Source organism: Psychromonas sp., assembly GCF_983033635.1.
Window position 1 is genome coordinate 1 of sequence record NZ_CEZLMY010000068.1, and the last position, 18,407, is coordinate 18,407.

Consider the following 18,407-nt stretch of genomic DNA (forward strand, 5'->3'; position numbering starts at 1 on the left):
GAGCCATCCTTTCATCGCACTTCATGTAGCGGGCCTGTACGCTACAGCAGGCGATATAGCCGGACTTAAACGATGTGAAGAAACTATTTCTGGCACTCCCAGTGGGCCGAATCGTGCTGTTTCACTTGCCCTAGTGTCCTCACTTAATGATTTTGTGACGGGTAACTATCAGCGCTCTACGCAGACGCTGGCTACAATTCCCCCTGGCGCGCGTGTTGGTATTGGTGGCAGCAATGTCGAGCGAATACTTGTCGATTTGATCGAAACGAGTAGCAAAGCGCGGCACTAAACACACAACAGTCCTAGAGTTTTTGCAACTAAATAAGTGGCTTGGTCAAATATAAGTCATTTAAGTACGTTCACTATGTTCGCCGGACGCGCAAAAAGACGTGCCCCGCTTAATTCTGTCCTTGCTGTATCTAGGTATAAAGATAGATAGGCTTTTACGCTTGCTTCAGGGAGAAAACGAGCATAAATAGAGTGATCTCAACAGATAAAGAGTGCAAAAGTTCTAAAGCGCTTTGTGCCCCATTGCGCCTTACAAACTTACAAATTTGTGGCCAGTTTTACTTGGCCAGAATAGACCTGTTTGTTCGAGTAGATTTGGACAAACAACCTTTTCACACAGTTTTTTCGAAAAGTCCTAAAATGCCAATTCTAAATTTCTTCGATTAAGTGTTGATAGCTGATATTCCAACGCAGAACGATCTAATTTGCCGGTTTCCTTTATTACCGAATCAGAAAAACGCTCTGGTCTTCTAGATTTAAGGAATAATTTTGGAGAAAATTTAGACTCTGTTTTTTCAGTCATATACCGGCCATTTATATTAATAATCCATTTTCGTGGGAATGAATTATTGATAAGTGTTCTCAGGTGCCCCAAATAGCCCTAGGTAAAAATAAGTCATGTGGTTTTAAACGGTAAGTTTTACGTTAGCTTATGTCTATTCAACTAAAGCCGACAAACGAGCTAACTCTGCTTTTAACTCATTAACCTCTTGCTCTAATAACTCCACCCGAGTTTCAAGTTCGCCCTGATCTGTTGAAGATACTGGTGCTGAATTAGCTCCAGCTTCTATAGGTGCAAATTCTGCTTCAGAAGTATCAGAAAATAGATGTATGTAGCGAGACTCTCTTTTACCGGGCTCTCTTGCTAACTTTTTCACTAACTGTACGTTGTTTAAGTTTTGCAATTGCTCAAGAGCGACTTCAACTTCATTAACATTGGCAAAGTCAGCTAAACGATTAGTGCGGGTGCGCAGCTCACCAGGTGTTTGCGGACCACGAAGAAACAACACACAAATAATCGATTTTTGTTGTTCTGTTAATTGTAAATTGCCAAATGACGTATTACAGAACCTGTGCTTATACTTATTAACTCGTCCTGATGCTCCAGAATCGACCATCAGCTGTTTCATATCGATTAATTCATCAAGAACATTTTGCACTTCAGTTTCTGAAAGCGACATAACCGGTTCCCGGTTACTCTTTTGATTACAGCCGTTGGTCAGAGCATTTAACGACAAAGGATATTGTTCAGGTGTGGTGCTCTCTTTTTCAAGCATTACGCCAATAACACGACTTTGCAAAGCAGTTAATGTGATCATCTAGTGGGCTTCCTTAAGATATTCATACTTAATAGTGTAGAAAGTAATTGATTATATGGTTTTTTGTTGAAATTAGTTTGGTTAAGAGCAATAAAAAGAAGAAAGATCTTTTAAAGATTGATAATTAATATCTGTTAACTGAACTGCAATCAAACCAAAGCGCAGCACGGCCATAAAAAGAACATTTAATGGAAATAAAAAACTCAGAAGACAAGGAATATTAGCTTAGATTTACGTGATAATAGTGAATTGTGTGGTAAAAATCGAGTCTATCTCATCATGAATGCAGCTAAAATAAAAGCTATTCGAGGCTATAAACGTAAAGCTAGCTGAAATGAGATCGTATCAGCAGATAAGTTGTGCAAACTTCTAAGGCGCAATGTGCCCCTTTCCGCCTTAGAAACCTAAGTAGCTAACGCCCCAACGACTTACAAACTAGAAATAAATGACTAAATTAATTTGGCCACTGCCATGTTGTTGGAACACTATTTAATTGCATGCCACTATGAGATCCAATTAATGAGTATGACTTTGATCAGGCAGCGCTGACCATAATGATTTGAGCAGTTAAATCACCGTCGACAGGCAACATCGACGGCTAGAAAAACATTATTCATTCTTTTTATATTCAGACCGCGTATTTTTTTCGAACGAAGCACAATACGGTCATTATCACGAGGATGAAAGAACCAAATGACCCCGCCTTCTTGTCAGCGGTAGGTTGAGTTTTTTTACTGTAATCTATATCAAAAATGTTATAACTAAAATATGGTTCAGGGATTTGGTAGTCTGTAATGTGGCTCTCAATCCAAGTTCTATAACTGCTTACTTGGGTGTAAACATCAGGCAATGCGTTATTTGCGCACTCCTTACCTCCAAAGCTGACCACACCAGCTAACCGATAGCCCTTATCTGCGTCACTCGCGGCGGATTTATCCTGCCAAACCAGTGGCCCGCCAGAATCCCCAGCACATGCTCCTTTAGAAATTTTATTTGCGCAAATGAAATACGGAGCTAGAGCCTGAGAATGTGTCCAGCCCCAAGCCTGTGCGCATTGCTCGTCACTGACACCATCGAAAATAACTTTTTGCAATGTTTGTGTACTTTGAGTACTTTGTGCATTAGTTCTGCCCCAGCCAGACAGAAATAAGTTTTCGGGTTGCGCACTTTCAAATTCAAAATCTGCATCGACTTGCATCGCCGTATCCATTAGCCTGATCGGTTGTGCAGGTGCTGATGGCGTAGCTTTTAGCTCTAACAATGCAATATCATTTACAGGCTTAATATATTTCGGATGAAGAATTAATTGTCTGACTGAATTTCCCTTTTTTGCCGACGACATAAAATGCGTCGAGTTGCCAGAATAAACGATGATTTGCTCCGCTTTTGCGGATTTAACACAATGTGCAGCCGTTATCACCCAACGATCGGCAATCAGTGTGCCGCCGCAAGCTCTGAGCATATCGCTATCATCGATGCCGATTTCGAGTTGCACCTGCCAGGGGGTTTGGGTGATCGCTGCATCAGCACCGCCCACAATCCTGGGCTGAGATATAATACTAGCTGACGCTATTGGAATATTTTTTGCTATTACGCTGCCCGATAAAATAGCTAACGAAATTATCGATATTACTTTTTTTAACATTTCACTTCCTTATTTATGGGAGAATTCCGAAAAATTATGAAAGCTTACGCCGCAATCAACAGCCTTAATACGTCTGATTGATTTGCTTTGTTGAACTAAGCCGCTGAGCGGCAGATTAAAACATCTACTTAGCAAATATCTAAGTGTACTCACCTCGAATATTTTTAATCTTGGAATTCGTAATAAAAGTAAATGAAATGACAATAAAAAGCAAATGAAGAATGCGTTTAATTCACTATATGCGCGTCACCTCAACCGATTGAAATTATGAGAATTAAGTGACAGCACGATATTAGAGTAAATAATCTATCTCGCTTTGTGATGTGATGGACGCCCCTACCCAATGGCGTTACGTAAGCCATAATTAGATTAAATTGTTTAATCAAAGGAGCATCGCATGAACATTAAAGTGGTAGGTATTGATTTAGCAATGTGTTGTTTCAAGTCTTTGTTCTTACTGAAGAAAATAAGATCCATTTTATTAACAGTAAGGCGATCTCACTTGAAATCTAGCATTGAATTAAGGCATTTCCTTTAATAATTAAAAGTAGTGCCAGCTAGTTTTCGAACTTATGTCAAATCTTATTGAAATGATTTAGTATTTGAATATCTTAAATCCCACCCGCGTCTGATTCAGCCAGTTGTTAACTGAAAATTGCTTTCTTAAATTACCTAATTCTAACTAAGCATAAAAAATCAAAATGATAAATATCTTAATAGTAATAGGCCAAAAATATTCGAATAATCCTACACGGAGAATTGTTCAAGCTTGATACCGACACTGCCGATACGAATCCATATCTTAAAAATCTGAAATGTTTCCCCGTCTTTATTGGCCACTGTTTCTATGTTTTCGGCAAATACAACATCTTCGGTTTTGAATTCTAGCAACGCGCCATTACTTGACAAGGGATTCAGGCGCAAAAAAATCTTATCGGGTTCGGATGTACTTTGTTTGGGGTGCCCAACATAGGAAACAGCTTCCTTTAACAAACGATTTCTATTTGAATACTTTTCAAGTGCACGATCACTAGTAATCTCTTCAATAATATTGGTTATCATAACAACCCCCTTTTTTTTCTATCGCTCATAATAGAAGTTAACAGTATAGTCATCTGCATTCGCACTAATGTGCGAGTGATATGTATTTAATGATAGTCATCCACAACAAAGTTAATTTGATAAAACAAATGATTACATCACATTTCAGGGATAAATATTTCCTCTACTTAGTTAACTAGAGCAGTCACCACACATAACTTAATAAACCGATATAGTTCATCGATAAATATACTATTAAGTGTTAAATTTTTTCAGAATCTGCTTGGGCAAAGTTTATTGCTAAAGAATATATAAAATTGCTGCTTCAAGGTCTTTTATGGTCAAAAGGAATTATTGATATTTTTCGTAAATTGCTTCAATTGTTCCTGCTTTTAATAATTGTTTCAAAGCTTTGTTTATTTTACTAACATGATGTTTTTTCTGGGGATGCACCCTCATCATTATATCGAGTTCATTAATAGTATTACCGATTTTAAAATCCTTATAAGCAGGACTCTCTTTCATCCAATACTGGGCAAATGCTTTGTCAATGAAAACCTGAACAAGTCTGCCCTTAGCCAGCATTTTTAAAAGTTGTTTCTCCGAAGTGCTGTCGTGTCGAATAATTGTTTTTTTTGCGAATTCGTCCATATAGCCGGGATAAAAATAGCCGCGCACTGTTCCTATTGTTTTGCCTTTTAAATCTTGAAGGCTATTAACCGCCACCTTTTCTCCTCCTGCAAACAGTACTACAGTAAAATTTTTGGCAAAGGGGATTGTGTACTCTCCCGGAACTTTTGAATCCTGTCGCCAGACGGGATTAATACCGGGTTCAATATCAAGCCCGCCGTTTTCAAAGGATGTATTAACACGAGCAGCTGGGTAATATTTATACTGAAATGAGTAACCTGTGATTTTCTCAATTTCACTGAATATATCCTTGTAGATTCCCTTTTGCACATCATTTTCTGGAAACATCAAAGGTGGAAGCCCGTCTTGATAAAGCCCAACTGTAAATGATTCGGCCTGCAAAACATTTGGACTAAGCATTAACAAAATCGGCATCCAAATGGTGAAATATTTCAATATTTTAAATCTCATTCGGCAATCCAAAAAACGGTTAAACAATGAGTGATCAATCCATTATATACATGTTTCAACCATTGTTTCTACTGTATAAAAGTATAGTTCTATGTTTCTAAAAACAAAAATATCAGGCCGCTCCACATTATTAAATGGAGGGCTGTTAGTTGGTAAGATATAGAAACTTCAATTAAAAGCCGGAAATGAGCCAAACGAAAACGGTTTTGGTTGATAAGCACTAAAAATGATAGTTTTCTGTGCACGAGATCATTCCGCATAATAGAAACATCGAGTTAGACTTTAAAGAATCTCGTAGGTTCATATTTGAAGCTAACGCCAGCTATTACGGGTTTATTCCGTAAATGGATTTTTATTGTTTTGTTAATGTAATAGCTGGAAATTAATCGCTTGCTGATAAATACCATTTCATAGTTGTATTGGAGTTGAGAGCAGCATAAAAAGAAGCTCCTGTGCTCTAAGGCTCTATCCTACCAAAGATACGGGTGTTATCTTTGACCGAAATCGTAGGTTAACCACGCCGCTGAATTGATTGTTCATGAAGTAAAGGACTATGGTTTGCTGAGTCCTTTCAACCATTTTTTAATAACAGGTCGCACTTCAGGGCCAACAACCACCCCCATATGCGTTACATCTTGCAATAGCTTTACCTGTACATCTGTGTATTGAGAAATTACTGGTTCATATTGCTCTGCGAACATCGTTTCGTCTGCTGTACCGGCGACAACTAATAAAGGTTGTGTGATAGTGCTGAGATCTTTCTCATAATTACGAGGGGCGTAGGATGTGTTGAGTCGAAAAGAGTACGACAAAGTTTCGGTCTTATTACGGATCTCTTCCGGCATGTTGAAATCAATGGCAGTCAGATAATCGAAGCAATGAATTCCCACGTTATTCAGCATGGTTAGCCCGACAATTCGCCCAGTATAGGGTTGTGCCCACCCGCCTGCGTTCGGCCGCGTCGTAGGAGCGTTATAATAAACGAAGGGAGCCAGCAACATATAGGCATCTGCTTGTGTTCCATACTGGCCTCCCGCAAAGCGGATAGCCAAACCACCCCCAGATGAATGTCCTCCAATAATCAACATTGCGTTCGGATTATCCTTCTCAATCATGGTGATGAGATCCGCCAGGTCATCTTCAAATTGGCCGATATAGTCCACGTCCCCTCTTCTTTTAGGGGCTCGCCCATGTCCGCGTAAATCTGGAGTGTATACCTGGGCTAGACCTTCAGAGCTTATGAATTCGGCTAAAGGCAAGAATTGCTGGCTATGCCAGCCTGAGCCATGCAACAGAATGACAATCTTATTGGATTCTGCTGGATAGTGCCGATACGCTAACTGTGTGCTATCTCTGGCAACAAAGCTTTGCAGTTCTGGTAGGGTTAAGTAATCGAAAAACATCTCACTGAAGTTTATGCCACGCTGAGCCGGACCAGGCTCTTGGGGTTTGCCCGTCAAAATCAGCACTGCAGCAATTCCGAAATAAATCGCCGCAGAGATGAGTACAAAGGTAAATATTTTTCGAATATTTTTGTTCATCATTTATCCCTCTTGCGTTTGATGTGCTTTATCCTAGCAGGTTCTATTCCTGCCTAATGTTACAAATCCCGCTAATTTCTTGTTATAAGCAATTACTGAAATACCTCAAGGTCTATTTTTTCTTTCCTGCAAACATCACGAATAGTTGAATGTTTAGCCAGCCTTCTGAGGTATAAGCTAAGATTAGGAAATGTTAATGGTGACTTCTCTATTTTTAATGACCACTCAGCTAACATAAATAGGAAAAAATCACAGGCAGAAATCTCATTACCTAAGAGATATTGTTTATCCTCTAACTGATTGTCGATAATTAAAAGAGCTTCAGATATACGCTCTTCTTGGGCCGTGATTATGTTAGGAATACATTTTTCATTTGTTGTATGTTTGTGCGGGTAATAATAAATCATCAGTTCCGCTTGAAGCGTGTTATTTAAAAAAGTAAGCCATTGAAAAAACTTAGGTCTGTCGAGGCTTCCTATAGGGGGAATTAATTTTTTACCTGGATTTTGTTCACAAAGGTGAATACAAATAGCTGGGCTTTCAAAAAGAACTAACGTGCCATCAACTAAAGTTGGAATTCGTCCAACAGGATTTAGCTTTAAATACTCAACTGATTTTTGCGTATTGGATTTCCGATCAACAAGTTCAAGTTCATACTCCAAATTCATCTCATGCAGTAAAAAATGAGGGGCTAAACTGGCATTGTTAGGATAATAGTAAAGCTTATACAATTGATCTTCCTTTTGTGAAATGAACAGAAAAACTACCGTTGCTTATAACACCAATCTTGAACTTTTGTTATGCATTTAATCACCATCACAAATTAAAGAATCTATTTGAATTTTTTGGGTGACACTATTAAAACTAAAACTTGCTCTTGAACCTAATATAATTATATTTTCATCTTCCCACTGTGGAGGTGAAACACATGAAAGAGTGTTTGACTCATTTTTAATTCTGCAGCCTTGCCTAAGTGCAAAAAGAAGCTTATTAACACAACTAGAATTTGAACCATATACTCTTTTGATGCAGCCTTTACCATCTTCTCCTGGTCCGAACCCACATTTTACATGAGCACTTTCTAACTTTGAAACCTCTGCCCAGCTACCTGTTTCAATCATGTGGAATAACGAACCATACTGCCATCTAAATTCGGTTTTAAAAGACTCTGTCCGATCGCCTGCCATAGTTATATAAGGAAAGAATAAAAGCAGAAACAATATACGATACATTTCAATTGTCCTCTGCATAATACCGCAATAACTGGCGTCTTAAAGATATCCGCTTGTTTGCCTGGTTGTATTTTGATCTATGGGAATTTAGCGCCATTATTCATTCCGTGGTTGGTGCTTTTATCATATTTCATTTCAAGGGCTATGTGCTTATTGATAATTTTTGTACCTAACGCATTAGCCCTTTCCTCTAATAAGGGGCAAGAGCTTGATGACGTTAGTTTTAAAAGCTTCTCTTCAACTTCATTTGCTGCATTAACAGCAAAATCTTTATGTCCATTTTCATGATCAATTAATGCGCTGTAATATCGGTCCCATTTATTCTTAAGCGTACTATCCGAATCGTTACAGTTCACCCATTTAGGCAAAGTAAACTTTACGTCAACTGTACTAGAGACCGTTGTTATATGGCACTGTCCATTTTTTGTATTCCAGTTAAAGCGCCAGCTCACATACCAATATGTATATGCATCATATGTTTTTCCTGACTGCCTGATGGAACTCTTCGTATTCATCTCTTTTCTCAGCATATCAGCAGTTGCCCCATAAATTGGATAGTATTTCGTTTCTACACTTACTTTTGGCGTAGCTAATGCTGAACCTGAAAATAAAAATGTAAAAAATGAGGCTTTCAATAAATAGTTCATGATTGATATATACACAAAAAAATAACGGCCAGTTAATAAGTGCAGCAAGTGCTGGCGGCGATTTGTTCAGAAAATGGCGTGATAGACTTTGTTAATTTCAATTTAACTGCCTGTTAGCGATGACTCGTTGCCGGAAGCACTTCCGACAATTCATTATCCAGTAAACTTAACACGCTTTGATAGCCGTATTTAGGTTGCCAACCAAGCTCTCGTTGCGCCAAAGTCGAATCATAAACTCGGTCGAGAGTTTTAGGTAAGCACCAACCTCGGCTTGCGAAGTCCGCGGCAAGATTTGGCGCATACTCTTGTATAACATCATCAGCGTTTCGGTACAGCTCACCACAACATGTTTTATGAAATGGTGTCTGTCCGGAAATGATAAAACGCCTAAAACCCGATAAACGTTTTTCTACTGCGCAAGCATGAGCACTTGCCACATCTCGAGCATCAATACCACGCGTTAAACGATAGACAGCCATTAAATCTGCTGGCTCTGGGAAGCAACGAGATATTTGCAGAACAGTGACGGGTAAATTAAACACGTTTGAAATTTTTTCTAGTAACTGTTCAGCCTTAATCTTTGATTTGTGATAAATGCTTTTAGGACTTGGCGTAACTGTTTCATTCACCCAACCCGCTACATCCTCGGGCGTTGATGAATAACCATAAAGAGCGGTGGTACTAGTGAACACAAAATGTTTAATACCCATCTTTAAACCCAATAAAGCTAAGCGTTCCGTTGCTTTAATATTAACTTCTTCAAATTCATTATCAGAAAGCAGTCCAACATGAGGCGCATGCAGTGCCGCTGTATGAATAACAACTTCAACACCTTCTAAAGCTTTAGCCAATAAAGTGGTATCACGGATATCTCCTACATAGTCCGTTGTTGAACAAGGAGTTCTATCAATACCAACAACTTCGTGTTTTTTCATTAGATTGATATAAATTGCACGTCCTACTCTACCAGCTGTTCCTGTAATTAAAATTTTCAACTTTTACTGCCTATTTGAATGTCCGAACCGAAATCGTTTTATCAGCTAACATTTCAGTTCAGCGGAGCCGTGAGTACGCCGTCCGCTGCAACAGATTGTTGCTGTCCTGACTAGAGGTTATAAATACCGCTCTTTCATCTCCGTGGCCCCAACATATTCAACCAGAGCACAAGATGGTTGTTATACAATACGCGCTCCCATAGGAACATTAGGGCCATCTTGTTCCTTCTGCCGTGTCAGCATCTCGCTATCAAAGTGCCGGGTAATCATGAATAATCCCAGTTCATTAGCGCGGGGGCAGAAGATAATTCCGTTATTCCAGACCGATGTGATTATTCCATCTGGTTCCATGATAGGTAAATGCAGTTTTGGATTATGCGGGCTTGTCTTATTGTCTGACGCATTATCTTGCAGTACCACATCACGATAAAAGGTAGCCCAATTTGTGATGATTGCACTCTTATTACGTAACAGTGTCAGGAATTTGGGGATCTCGGTAGGAGGCGACCCAGCTCGGCAGGCACGGAATCCGCCATCAGCATTGCGGATTGATTGGCGGATGAGGCTAGGGGTTTCCACATCTCCCGGGAAATAAGGCACGTTGGCTTCATAATTGCCCACCTGATGCTCTGCCAGTCCCAAAATGGATGGCTCTCTGCTGCGGAAATTGGCAACCATGATATTGATATCCGATTTCATCTCGCGGAAAAACCATGAGGTGAGTGCATCATTGGTAGACACAAATCGAACCAGTCCTTCCTGTTTCGCACTGACTTTCTCCTGCGCCACCCAGTCCGGGTCTACCGCATGAATACACACATTTTGCGGATCGCGACGGGTCACCTTTGTACCCATATAGGTTCCCAAAATACCCAGGCCGAAACCGGCCGAGGTAAACATTGCGTTTTCCTTTTCACCAATGACCTCAGTTTTGGCTTCCTCAAAATCAGCAACCCGCACCGGGTCAAGAACCTCCACATCTGTATCCGCGCTCAACATGCCGTACAATTTGTAATAGGTATGTCCATCACCTAAAGTGTGGTTCATGGAAACGACCAAGGCAAAGCCCGGCAAAGTTACAGCCTGCTGCAAAGGCGTGGCTTGATTGTCACCCGTTTCTTCTGTTTCAATCGGAATAACCGCCACTTTAAACAAAGGCTGATCGTTATCGGTCGCCGGTTTCGAGCGTGCGCACTGAACCGGCACCAAACAGCTTACGATCGATTCATAAGGCATGCTAAGCGAAAAGCCTATATCTCCAGGCTCATACACAGAGAAATATTGGTCAATGCTAGGCTCAAGGTCAAAGGTCTTGGCATACGCCAGCGCCACCACACGATCTGCCGTGTTCTTTTTTATGATGCGTGAAGTGAGCCACGGATTTTTTTCAAAAATCAACGCCAACCGATGGCGCAGGAACTCGATCGGGGGGGCGCCTTCATACAGCGTTACGGTAGTCACTGGTGGCAGATGCAGGTTTTCAAGTTCCCATTTGGTCAATTTCAGAGTTTTAATGCCATCAGGCCCAAAATGTTTATGTTTGCTCATTTGAAAATTCCTTTTGTATGCATTGGCAGCTACTCTGTTCTTGGTTTTTCATGTAATAAAACCGTGATTTACCTACAGTCTGATCTGTCTTTGTAGCAACTCTCCCTCAATATCCCTTTACTTAGCTGATGGATCCGCCTGCATTTACTTGTTGGGTGATTTATTTTCGAAGCTCAAACTGCTGGCTCTTCATAGCTACAAATATTTTTAATAGTGAATTTTGTTTCAGGATCGAAAAGCGTCTCCTTCAAGTGAAATTGGAGCTCACATCCATATAACTCAAATGCTATTTCACCATCGTTAAATGTATGGTAAACAAGTTCAATTCCATCTAACGTTGTAAACGCTTCTCCTGATCTTATCCATTCACCACTTGAATGTGCAACCCGAGCAACAGCCAAAGTGCCGCCACTCCGCAATGGGCTAATTTCAATTGAAGAAACATCCGTGTTTACGTAGTCGGCGCTTCCTTTAGAAAATTCGCATGCTAGATTAGTTTTGGTTTCCATATATCACCCAACGCCCTAATAATGGGCAAAAAATTATTAGCTAAAATATTAAGGAACGAAAATAGCCAACTGTTTTTTGTCCTTATTAATTAGCTGTTGTTATATACTCTTTGTTAAAAGTTAGAACGAGCCCAGTGACTAAGTTCTTCAATTGGTTTAGGAAAACCAACGGTATAAACAAAACGATTTTCACTATCTTCAAAAATACTATTGCTTACACCAAGTAAAACAAAGCCATCTGCTAATAGTTTGCTTGCATCTTGAGCACATTCAGTTTCAACAATTTTTGTAATTTGGAGAAACGTTTCTTGAGATTTTGTAATTTCCATGTTGTGCATGATTATCCTTGTATATATAAGATTGCATGCTTACTAACACACACAGAATCTATCTGATAAAGATACTTTATAGCAAAATTAATCTTATGAAACAGCAGGTTGCATCATGTTTAACTCATATGTTTGATATTGATTTCACAGGGAAAGTGAGGATATGTATTTATAGATGTCTCTATAAATACATTACACTTTTAAATAACCTAATATTTTCAATCGGTTAATAATTTAATTAATAAAAAGCGTGTGCAATCTGAATCTATAAATACATCATGTAACGGGTAAAGCCAGGACGATAATTATCACCGCCCTCTTCAGTAGATTTTTAACAATGTCGGCCATACAATAGGATCTCTTTGTTAAATGTATTACCTTAAATCTAAACCATAAATATAAATTGGCACAGGCTGTTAGCAAAAATTTGTTGCAAAAGGTTGCTATGAGTAAACTTTACCTATCGAATCCGAGTGTCTTGCTGAAAAATACCTCTCTCATGAACAACTCGTTCATGAAAACAAATCTGTTCCCTCAACCAGCTCATATCATTCGGTAAATACGACGAAAAGTGGAAGCATCCCTTAGCAAAGCGCTAATTAGAGAAATATGTTATTAATAACGGATATTAATGAAGCATTCGCTGTAATTTTGTTTTCCCCGATATCCAGCGCTTACCTGTATTCGCAGCAAATTGTGCAAGCGCTTCAAGTGAGCTAACTGCGCCGTGATACTCGTTACCAAAACTACTTGCTAAATCTAACCACGTCTCACTATCCAGGCCAATAGTGCTCAGCAGGCTCGGTGTGCATTCGCAAATAGCACCGCGTTTATTATCGAGAAAAACTCGCCCTGTCCAATCAACTAACTCAATATAATCTAATCATGAATAACCAATACCTTGTGATTGCTGTTTATGCTCATCACCAACAAAACCAAATAAGGGTTTACCAATAGAATTAAAATCAGGCTTATCCGAAAAACTCGTTTTTCTATGAATTCGCTCAAATATTGAGGTATATTCAGCCTGTTCTGGTTTACATTACTTAATATAGCTGTCGATAGTCTTTTGGATAGCGCCGTCTTGTTTCATTTCTTTTATTGCTGCATTAATCGACTCTACCAGCTCTGGACGAGAAGTATGAACGCGTATTTTTAGATCAGAACGATTGATAACCGGACCTATCTCGACTTTTACATTTCGCTCTTTTAATTCTTTGTTATTTTTGAGCACATAAACAAGCGCTGCTCGATCAATAATACCTGCATCAGATCGTTGCAGAGCAACCTTTTGTATTTGTGATATATTATCACTACTGTCACTTCGTATGAAAAACTCACTGCCTACATAACCATAACCTCGAACAGTTGAGATTAACTTCCCCTTCAGATCTTCAAGTTTATTAAACTCAAATGACTTACCAACTGGAAAAATGAGTACCTCTTCAACCGTCATTAATACATCAGTCCACAATGAAACTTTAACCTGTTCTTCAGAAGCTCTCCAAGCTTCATTCACACAGCACTCTATTTGAACAGCACCATATTTAAACCTGATTTGAGCTCTTTTAGGGGGGAAAAGTTGATCTGCAATTAATGTTACCGCAATACGTTGATCAAGCTGGATCATAATGTCATTCAGGATGCCGCTGACTTTTTGGGAATGAATAATCCAATAAGGGCTCCAGCTTTCATCTGTTATAGAGTACTTCGCAGGTTTTGAAAAGGATGAAATGGATAAGCTGACTAATAAGACAGATAAAACAAATTTCATACAAAACTTAGACATAAACTTAACCCTCTACTCAAACTATAGTGGTTATCTATAGTTTAGACACAAACGCAGTGAAGTGAGCAAGTAAAACTGCTCATGACTGCGAATAGCCGATAAATGACTAGCAAATACCAGACAGATTTTATGCCTATTTACCGTATTGTCTTCCCTTTCGGCCAACAAGGTCTGCACTCTTGACGTTGATTTTGCGGATTCCAATATTAAATGGCAAGCGGCCTATGGCTTCCTCTGTAAACGCTTAACTCGGCACCTTACGATGCAAAGCCCATAACTCTGGGTTTCGGCGGTTCGCTTTACCTTAGCGAACTAAGGAATTTCAGCTCTAATCTAATACCGATTTATCTCGGCGCACTGGCTGCCCTCGCTTTTCTCTATTCTTCCAGTATCCTAGCGATAGAGCAGCGTTAATAACAATAATACGTTTATGATTCACTGACTTTATTGATATAAATGTGCAGTTAATTTGAAAGGCACGCTATTGCAAAAGGTAATCAAGAGGTAAATAATAAAATCACTGATAAAGGCAAACCATCCGAAAGGTTGGGACGCAAAGCTACCGGTCTAACGATTTATTCAATGACAGCGGGGTTACCGAAGATTATTGCTCCCTGCAGTAATCTATCTTGCGTTGTCCACCTCAGTTTTAATTTGCTGCAATTTAAAACCTATTTGAGGACGAACAATGAACAACAATTATCAATCGAAATTTCGTGCTACGCGTCTGGCTAGTGCGATTTCATTAACATTATTAATGACCGCCTGCGGTAGTAGCGAGACAGCTTCTACACCTGATGAAATACCAGCTCCTGTACTGCAATCATTCACCGGGAAAGCCGCTGATGGTTACCTTAGTAATGCACTTGTGTGTTTAGATCTCAATAATAACTCTATTTGTGAAAGTAACGAACCATCGGCGATAACAGCTGAAGGTGGTAGCTACGAATTTAATGGCTTAGACGAAACACTGGATTTATCCACTGTGCGCTTGCTGGTTAAAGTTATTGCCGGGCAAACTGTTGATGAAGATAATCCAGGTGTGGTGGTTGAGCAAAGCTACAGCATGTCATCTCCGCCAGGTCAAATCGATTTTGTCAGTCCGATAACCACCTTAATAGACAACCAGATGCACAGTAATCCAGAACAAACTCAGGAAGAAGCAGTGCAGACTGTCGCCATGCAACTCGGTATCGATTCGACAGATGAAGTCGATTTAACCGGTGACTATGTTGAAGCGAGCAGTGATGATGCTGCCGATGAAAACAAAGATCAATATCAGCGTCTTCACCATGTCGCTCAAGCTGTTGCGGGTGCTATTGCACAAGTTAGTGACAACCTGCAAACTCAGATTGATACATTGGAGGATAGCGATAAGAAAGATGCGTTAGCGGCTATCATTGGTAATGTCGCTGGCAGTTTAGAGCAAATTACCCAAGCTATCGATGAAGCCGAAGCGAATGGCGATGAAATTAAAGTGCAAGACATCATAGTTTCAATCCAAGATACGATTCATATTGCAAAAGATGAACTACATATGGCAATCGATGATATTAAAGATCAACGTGAAGCCCAAATAATGAATCTGCAAGAAGCGCTTACTGCTGAGAATGGCATTTATTTCTTAGAGCAGGAGCAGGAACGTTTTTATGATGCACAGAGTAATAAATGTATCAGTACAACACAACTTGCTTATGGCAATTTCAAGGTTATTGAAAATATAGGGCACTTCAGCTTAACTGCATATGATGCGCAAACTGGCGAGTTTGTTGCATGGTCTGATGATGATAAGAATGAGGATTTCTCTATCTACACATTGGGTCAAACAGGTTGGGTTTTAACTGATAATGCTCATAATAATGAATCGCTAATTAACTTTGCTGACGATGGCCTGTCAATGACCATGACCTCTGCATATGACGGCATAGAAGAAATTTCAATTCAAGGGTTTGAAATAGCGGGAGAGTCTCTTTATAACGTATCCCGAGGCCTGACTGTCTGGCATGAGGCACTGAAAGAGAGCAGTTTAACCTTCTCTGATGAAGCTAAAGCCTATTATGTAAAAGGAGAAGCAGTTGAAGACCACTACATTTTACCAATATGGCAAGGCTGCAGTGACAGTACAGGTGTAGCCTTGGAAAACTGCAATGCGGTTCGATTCGGTGATGATTATCAGATTGCGACTACCCTACAGCAATTAATGACAACAGAACAGTCTGCTGATGGCGCTTTACCAGCCAATACTTTTGATATTTACCTCAATCACGGTAAACGCGTTAAAGTTTCCTTGAACCAACAATCAGATAACGATGACGTTAAACAAACTGCTAACTTCTACCTTTATAATGATGATTGTTATGGTGACCAACTAGATTGTTCAAGATTTAAGCTTATTGCAACTAGTAGTTGGGAAATTGAGACAATTAACGGTCAGGACATAATTCAATTAGATATTCCTCGCTGGCTCGATAATAACGACTCTTCTGACCAGGATCGCCATCAGAAACCATTTATTACGGTGCAAGACGGTCAAGTTCGCCAAGGTTTTACACTTGAGTCCGGGATTAGTGAAGATAAAGCGGTTGCAATGAATAAAGCCGCTTTAGAGCAAGTGCTTGCAGGTTTTTCGCCGCAGTCAACAAGAGTTGAACTAAGCCCTGAAGCTTGTGGCATTGAGCAACCGCAGGATAACACAATTGAAGATGGTAAGCCGGACTCAGAGCAGCCGCTTCCAGTTCCTGGTGTTGATGAAGATCAGCAACCGCTTCCCGTTCCAGTAATTGAAGCGGATCAGGCTAATACTTCATTGTTATTAAACAACACGTACTTTTTACGTGAAGACGATAACGATATGTTAATCCGTTTTAAACCCGACTCAGTTATTCGTGTTGCCTCTAATGAACATTATGAGGGCGATACTGTTAAAGAGGTTGAATATGGTAAATGGACCGTTGATGCAGCAGGACAAATATTGGTGCAAATGAACAACGAATGGATGTTGTTTAAGGTTGAGCAAGGGCTTGGTGAAGAACAGATGCTAATGTCTGAAATTGCCAGTAACGATGCGCAATCAAGTGCAACGGCTGACACTGCAACGTTTTTCAATTTAAGCAAAATATCGGCAATAACGATTAACGCGTTCGATACTACTGCAGGACTAACTGTCACTCGTGCAGAAGACTGCTCGCTGGACATATTCGTTAATCCATCAGACACTGGAAATGGTAGTGGTTATATCGATGCAGCCCTCTGCCAAAGCATCAGTTCTGACCAAGGTGCGCCACAGTTCGAGTTTTTATGGTTTACCGGTGAAGAGAAAGAGATCATCATTAATCCATTGGATAGCAACGGACAAAATCAACAAGAGAAAATTCATTTATACAGCGTTACCATAGCGCAGGAATCACATCTATTAATGAAGTTTGATCATGTCGATGCCGATGGCACGAATCAAGAAGGTAACTTTGAACTTTGGAAACTATCAACAGCTGCACAATAATGCATTGCTAAGCGTTGAGAAAAAGGGCTGGAATTCCAGCCCTTTTTTATTTCATTTAATCGTAATTAATTCAATCTGCTTTTTGGCTTAGACGCGGTGTGATTAAACAGTTAAAAAAAGAAGGAAAAAAAAGGCTACAGCTTTTCAGCACAACAAAAACGCCTCTCTTTTGTGTTTTATATTAGGCACGCTTTTCCATATGAAAGTTGGTTAACTTTTGATCTCTTACTTCAACTAATTGTTGCTTTACAACCTTAAATCCAAAATGCTCAAAGAAAGGCTTTGCTGTAATGCTTACTTGTGAGAAATAAAGTTTTATTTTCTGTTTTTTACCTTCATTAAAAATATGAGTCATTAGCGCCCTGCCGACTCCTTCTTTTTGATGATCCTGATGACAAAAGAAGTGATCGATTAAACCATCATTCTGCAGATCAGCGTATCCCACAATCTTTCCGTCGATTTCTGCAATAAAGGGCTCGATATCACTCATTCTTTTATTCCAAATAAACAGGTCCATTGAATCGGGAACCCACGCTTGCAGTTGCTGTTCGTTATAATCTTGTTTATTGATATTTCGAATGGTATTGGAATAAAGTAACCATGTGCTTTGTGCATCTTGTTCTATATATCTTCTGATAGTGATCATATTAAAAATTTCCAATAACTTTTTAGTGATTATATGCAAATGGTCTGATTATAGATGAAGGCTCGATTACTGCGATATACAGCAGAACCTATTTATTAGGGAGTTAAACTTAACAGTCGACGTGCTGCTGTTATCACTTGAAGCCAGTATCTAATAATGAATTATAACGATAACAGAGCAGGATTAATGAGATAAGCGTTTAATCTTAGTTACTTATCTCATTTTAAATTTTATATCGCCAGCAACAGTTGATAACTGTCGATATTAATATCAGCGAG

17 protein-coding genes, 1 pseudogene and 1 riboswitch are annotated in these 18,407 nt (G+C 39.5%); of the genes and pseudogenes, 3 read left to right on the plus strand and 15 right to left on the minus strand.

The genetic code is table 11. The features are described 5' to 3' along the window. Nucleotides 1–289: hypothetical protein (locus tag AC4GME_RS10475; protein WP_490379365.1), on the plus strand; the 289-nt coding region annotated here is incomplete at its 5' end. Nucleotides 290–643: 354 nt separating this feature from the next. On the opposite strand, the gene AC4GME_RS10480 is transcribed toward AC4GME_RS10475, so the two are convergent. Further along, entirely contained in the window at nucleotides 644–811 is a 168-nt protein-coding gene (locus tag AC4GME_RS10480) for a hypothetical protein (RefSeq protein ID WP_490379366.1), read from the minus strand. Nucleotides 812–944: 133 nt separating this feature from the next. Further along, nucleotides 945–1,607, minus strand: a complete 663-nt coding sequence (locus AC4GME_RS10485) for a YceH family protein (protein WP_490378056.1) — start codon at nucleotides 1,605–1,607, stop codon at nucleotides 945–947. 213 nt (nucleotides 1,608–1,820) lie between these two features. Between AC4GME_RS10485 and AC4GME_RS10490 the strand changes: the two are divergent. After that, nucleotides 1,821–1,937 (plus strand): annotated as a pseudogene (locus AC4GME_RS10490) (IS3 family transposase); the annotation flags it as partial. Nucleotides 1,938–2,235: 298 nt separating this feature from the next. Here the strand turns inward: AC4GME_RS10490 and AC4GME_RS10495 are convergent. From AC4GME_RS10495 to AC4GME_RS10550, 12 genes are all read right to left on the minus strand, one after another. Next, complete coding sequence (locus AC4GME_RS10495; RefSeq protein ID WP_490378055.1) at nucleotides 2,236–3,252, minus strand: S1 family serine peptidase; 1,017 nt, start codon at nucleotides 3,250–3,252, stop codon at nucleotides 2,236–2,238. A 747-nt stretch (nucleotides 3,253–3,999) separates the two neighbouring features. Further along, on the minus strand, nucleotides 4,000–4,314 hold the full coding sequence (locus AC4GME_RS10500; RefSeq protein ID WP_490376884.1) for a hypothetical protein: 315 nt from the start codon (nucleotides 4,312–4,314) through the stop codon (nucleotides 4,000–4,002). Between the two features lie 330 nt (nucleotides 4,315–4,644). Continuing rightward, on the minus strand, nucleotides 4,645–5,394 hold the full coding sequence (locus AC4GME_RS10505) for a substrate-binding periplasmic protein (RefSeq protein WP_490376885.1): 750 nt from the start codon (nucleotides 5,392–5,394) through the stop codon (nucleotides 4,645–4,647). 551 nt (nucleotides 5,395–5,945) lie between these two features. Next, entirely contained in the window at nucleotides 5,946–6,938 is a 993-nt protein-coding gene (locus tag AC4GME_RS10510; RefSeq protein ID WP_490376886.1) for an alpha/beta hydrolase, read from the minus strand. Between the two features lie 89 nt (nucleotides 6,939–7,027). Continuing rightward, nucleotides 7,028–7,666, minus strand: coding sequence for a glutathione S-transferase family protein (locus tag AC4GME_RS10515; RefSeq protein ID WP_490376887.1), 639 nt, complete (start codon nucleotides 7,664–7,666; stop codon nucleotides 7,028–7,030). 75 nt (nucleotides 7,667–7,741) lie between these two features. After that, nucleotides 7,742–8,167 (minus strand): hypothetical protein, encoded by a 426-nt coding sequence (locus AC4GME_RS10520; RefSeq protein WP_490376888.1) that lies wholly within the window; start codon nucleotides 8,165–8,167, stop codon nucleotides 7,742–7,744. A gap of 77 nt (nucleotides 8,168–8,244) precedes the next feature. Next, nucleotides 8,245–8,802, minus strand: coding sequence for a DUF922 domain-containing Zn-dependent protease (locus AC4GME_RS10525; protein WP_490376889.1), 558 nt, complete (start codon nucleotides 8,800–8,802; stop codon nucleotides 8,245–8,247). Between the two features lie 125 nt (nucleotides 8,803–8,927). Then, nucleotides 8,928–9,809, minus strand: coding sequence for an NAD-dependent epimerase/dehydratase family protein (locus AC4GME_RS10530; RefSeq protein ID WP_490376890.1), 882 nt, complete (start codon nucleotides 9,807–9,809; stop codon nucleotides 8,928–8,930). Nucleotides 9,810–9,989: 180 nt separating this feature from the next. Next, nucleotides 9,990–11,357, minus strand: coding sequence for a hypothetical protein (locus AC4GME_RS10535; RefSeq protein WP_490376891.1), 1,368 nt, complete (start codon nucleotides 11,355–11,357; stop codon nucleotides 9,990–9,992). A 173-nt stretch (nucleotides 11,358–11,530) separates the two neighbouring features. Beyond that, the gene (locus AC4GME_RS10540) at nucleotides 11,531–11,866 is read right to left on the minus strand and encodes a hypothetical protein (RefSeq protein WP_490376892.1); all 336 of its coding nucleotides are present in this window, start codon (nucleotides 11,864–11,866) and stop codon (nucleotides 11,531–11,533) included. A gap of 113 nt (nucleotides 11,867–11,979) precedes the next feature. Further along, entirely contained in the window at nucleotides 11,980–12,204 is a 225-nt protein-coding gene (locus AC4GME_RS10545; RefSeq protein WP_490376893.1) for a hypothetical protein, read from the minus strand. A gap of 1,033 nt (nucleotides 12,205–13,237) precedes the next feature. Then, entirely contained in the window at nucleotides 13,238–13,984 is a 747-nt protein-coding gene (locus AC4GME_RS10550; protein ID WP_490376894.1) for a substrate-binding periplasmic protein, read from the minus strand. A gap of 518 nt (nucleotides 13,985–14,502) precedes the next feature. Next, a riboswitch (cyclic di-GMP riboswitch) is annotated at nucleotides 14,503–14,586 on the plus strand. 86 nt (nucleotides 14,587–14,672) lie between these two features. Between AC4GME_RS10550 and AC4GME_RS10555 the strand changes: the two genes are divergently transcribed. After that, a complete protein-coding gene (locus AC4GME_RS10555; protein ID WP_490376895.1) occupies nucleotides 14,673–17,483 on the plus strand; it encodes a hypothetical protein in 2,811 nt (936 codons plus the stop codon). Between the two features lie 181 nt (nucleotides 17,484–17,664). On the opposite strand, the gene AC4GME_RS10560 is transcribed toward AC4GME_RS10555, so the two are convergent. Continuing rightward, nucleotides 17,665–18,129, minus strand: a complete 465-nt coding sequence (locus AC4GME_RS10560) for a GNAT family N-acetyltransferase (protein ID WP_490379367.1) — start codon at nucleotides 18,127–18,129, stop codon at nucleotides 17,665–17,667. Nucleotides 18,130–18,407: the final 278 nt, after the last annotated feature.

Excerpts from the sequence above, each read along its gene's own strand:
- AC4GME_RS10480 (WP_490379366.1), bottom strand. The coding sequence starts at position 811 with ATGACTGAAAAAACAGAGTCTAAATTTTCTCCAAAATTATTCCTTAAA.
- AC4GME_RS10485 (WP_490378056.1), bottom strand. The coding sequence starts at position 1,607 with ATGATCACATTAACTGCTTTGCAAAGTCGTGTTATTGGCGTAATGCTT.
- AC4GME_RS10495 (WP_490378055.1), bottom strand. The coding sequence starts at position 3,252 with ATGTTAAAAAAAGTAATATCGATAATTTCGTTAGCTATTTTATCGGGC.
- AC4GME_RS10500 (WP_490376884.1), bottom strand. The coding sequence starts at position 4,314 with ATGATAACCAATATTATTGAAGAGATTACTAGTGATCGTGCACTTGAA.
- AC4GME_RS10505 (WP_490376885.1), bottom strand. The coding sequence starts at position 5,394 with ATGAGATTTAAAATATTGAAATATTTCACCATTTGGATGCCGATTTTG.
- AC4GME_RS10510 (WP_490376886.1), bottom strand. The coding sequence starts at position 6,938 with ATGATGAACAAAAATATTCGAAAAATATTTACCTTTGTACTCATCTCT.
- AC4GME_RS10520 (WP_490376888.1), bottom strand. The coding sequence starts at position 8,167 with ATGTATCGTATATTGTTTCTGCTTTTATTCTTTCCTTATATAACTATG.
- AC4GME_RS10535 (WP_490376891.1), bottom strand. The coding sequence starts at position 11,357 with ATGAGCAAACATAAACATTTTGGGCCTGATGGCATTAAAACTCTGAAA.
- AC4GME_RS10540 (WP_490376892.1), bottom strand. The coding sequence starts at position 11,866 with ATGGAAACCAAAACTAATCTAGCATGCGAATTTTCTAAAGGAAGCGCC.
- AC4GME_RS10545 (WP_490376893.1), bottom strand. The coding sequence starts at position 12,204 with ATGCACAACATGGAAATTACAAAATCTCAAGAAACGTTTCTCCAAATT.
- AC4GME_RS10550 (WP_490376894.1), bottom strand. The coding sequence starts at position 13,984 with ATGTCTAAGTTTTGTATGAAATTTGTTTTATCTGTCTTATTAGTCAGC.
- AC4GME_RS10555 (WP_490376895.1), top strand. The coding sequence starts at position 14,673 with ATGAACAACAATTATCAATCGAAATTTCGTGCTACGCGTCTGGCTAGT.
- AC4GME_RS10560 (WP_490379367.1), bottom strand. The coding sequence starts at position 18,129 with ATGATCACTATCAGAAGATATATAGAACAAGATGCACAAAGCACATGG.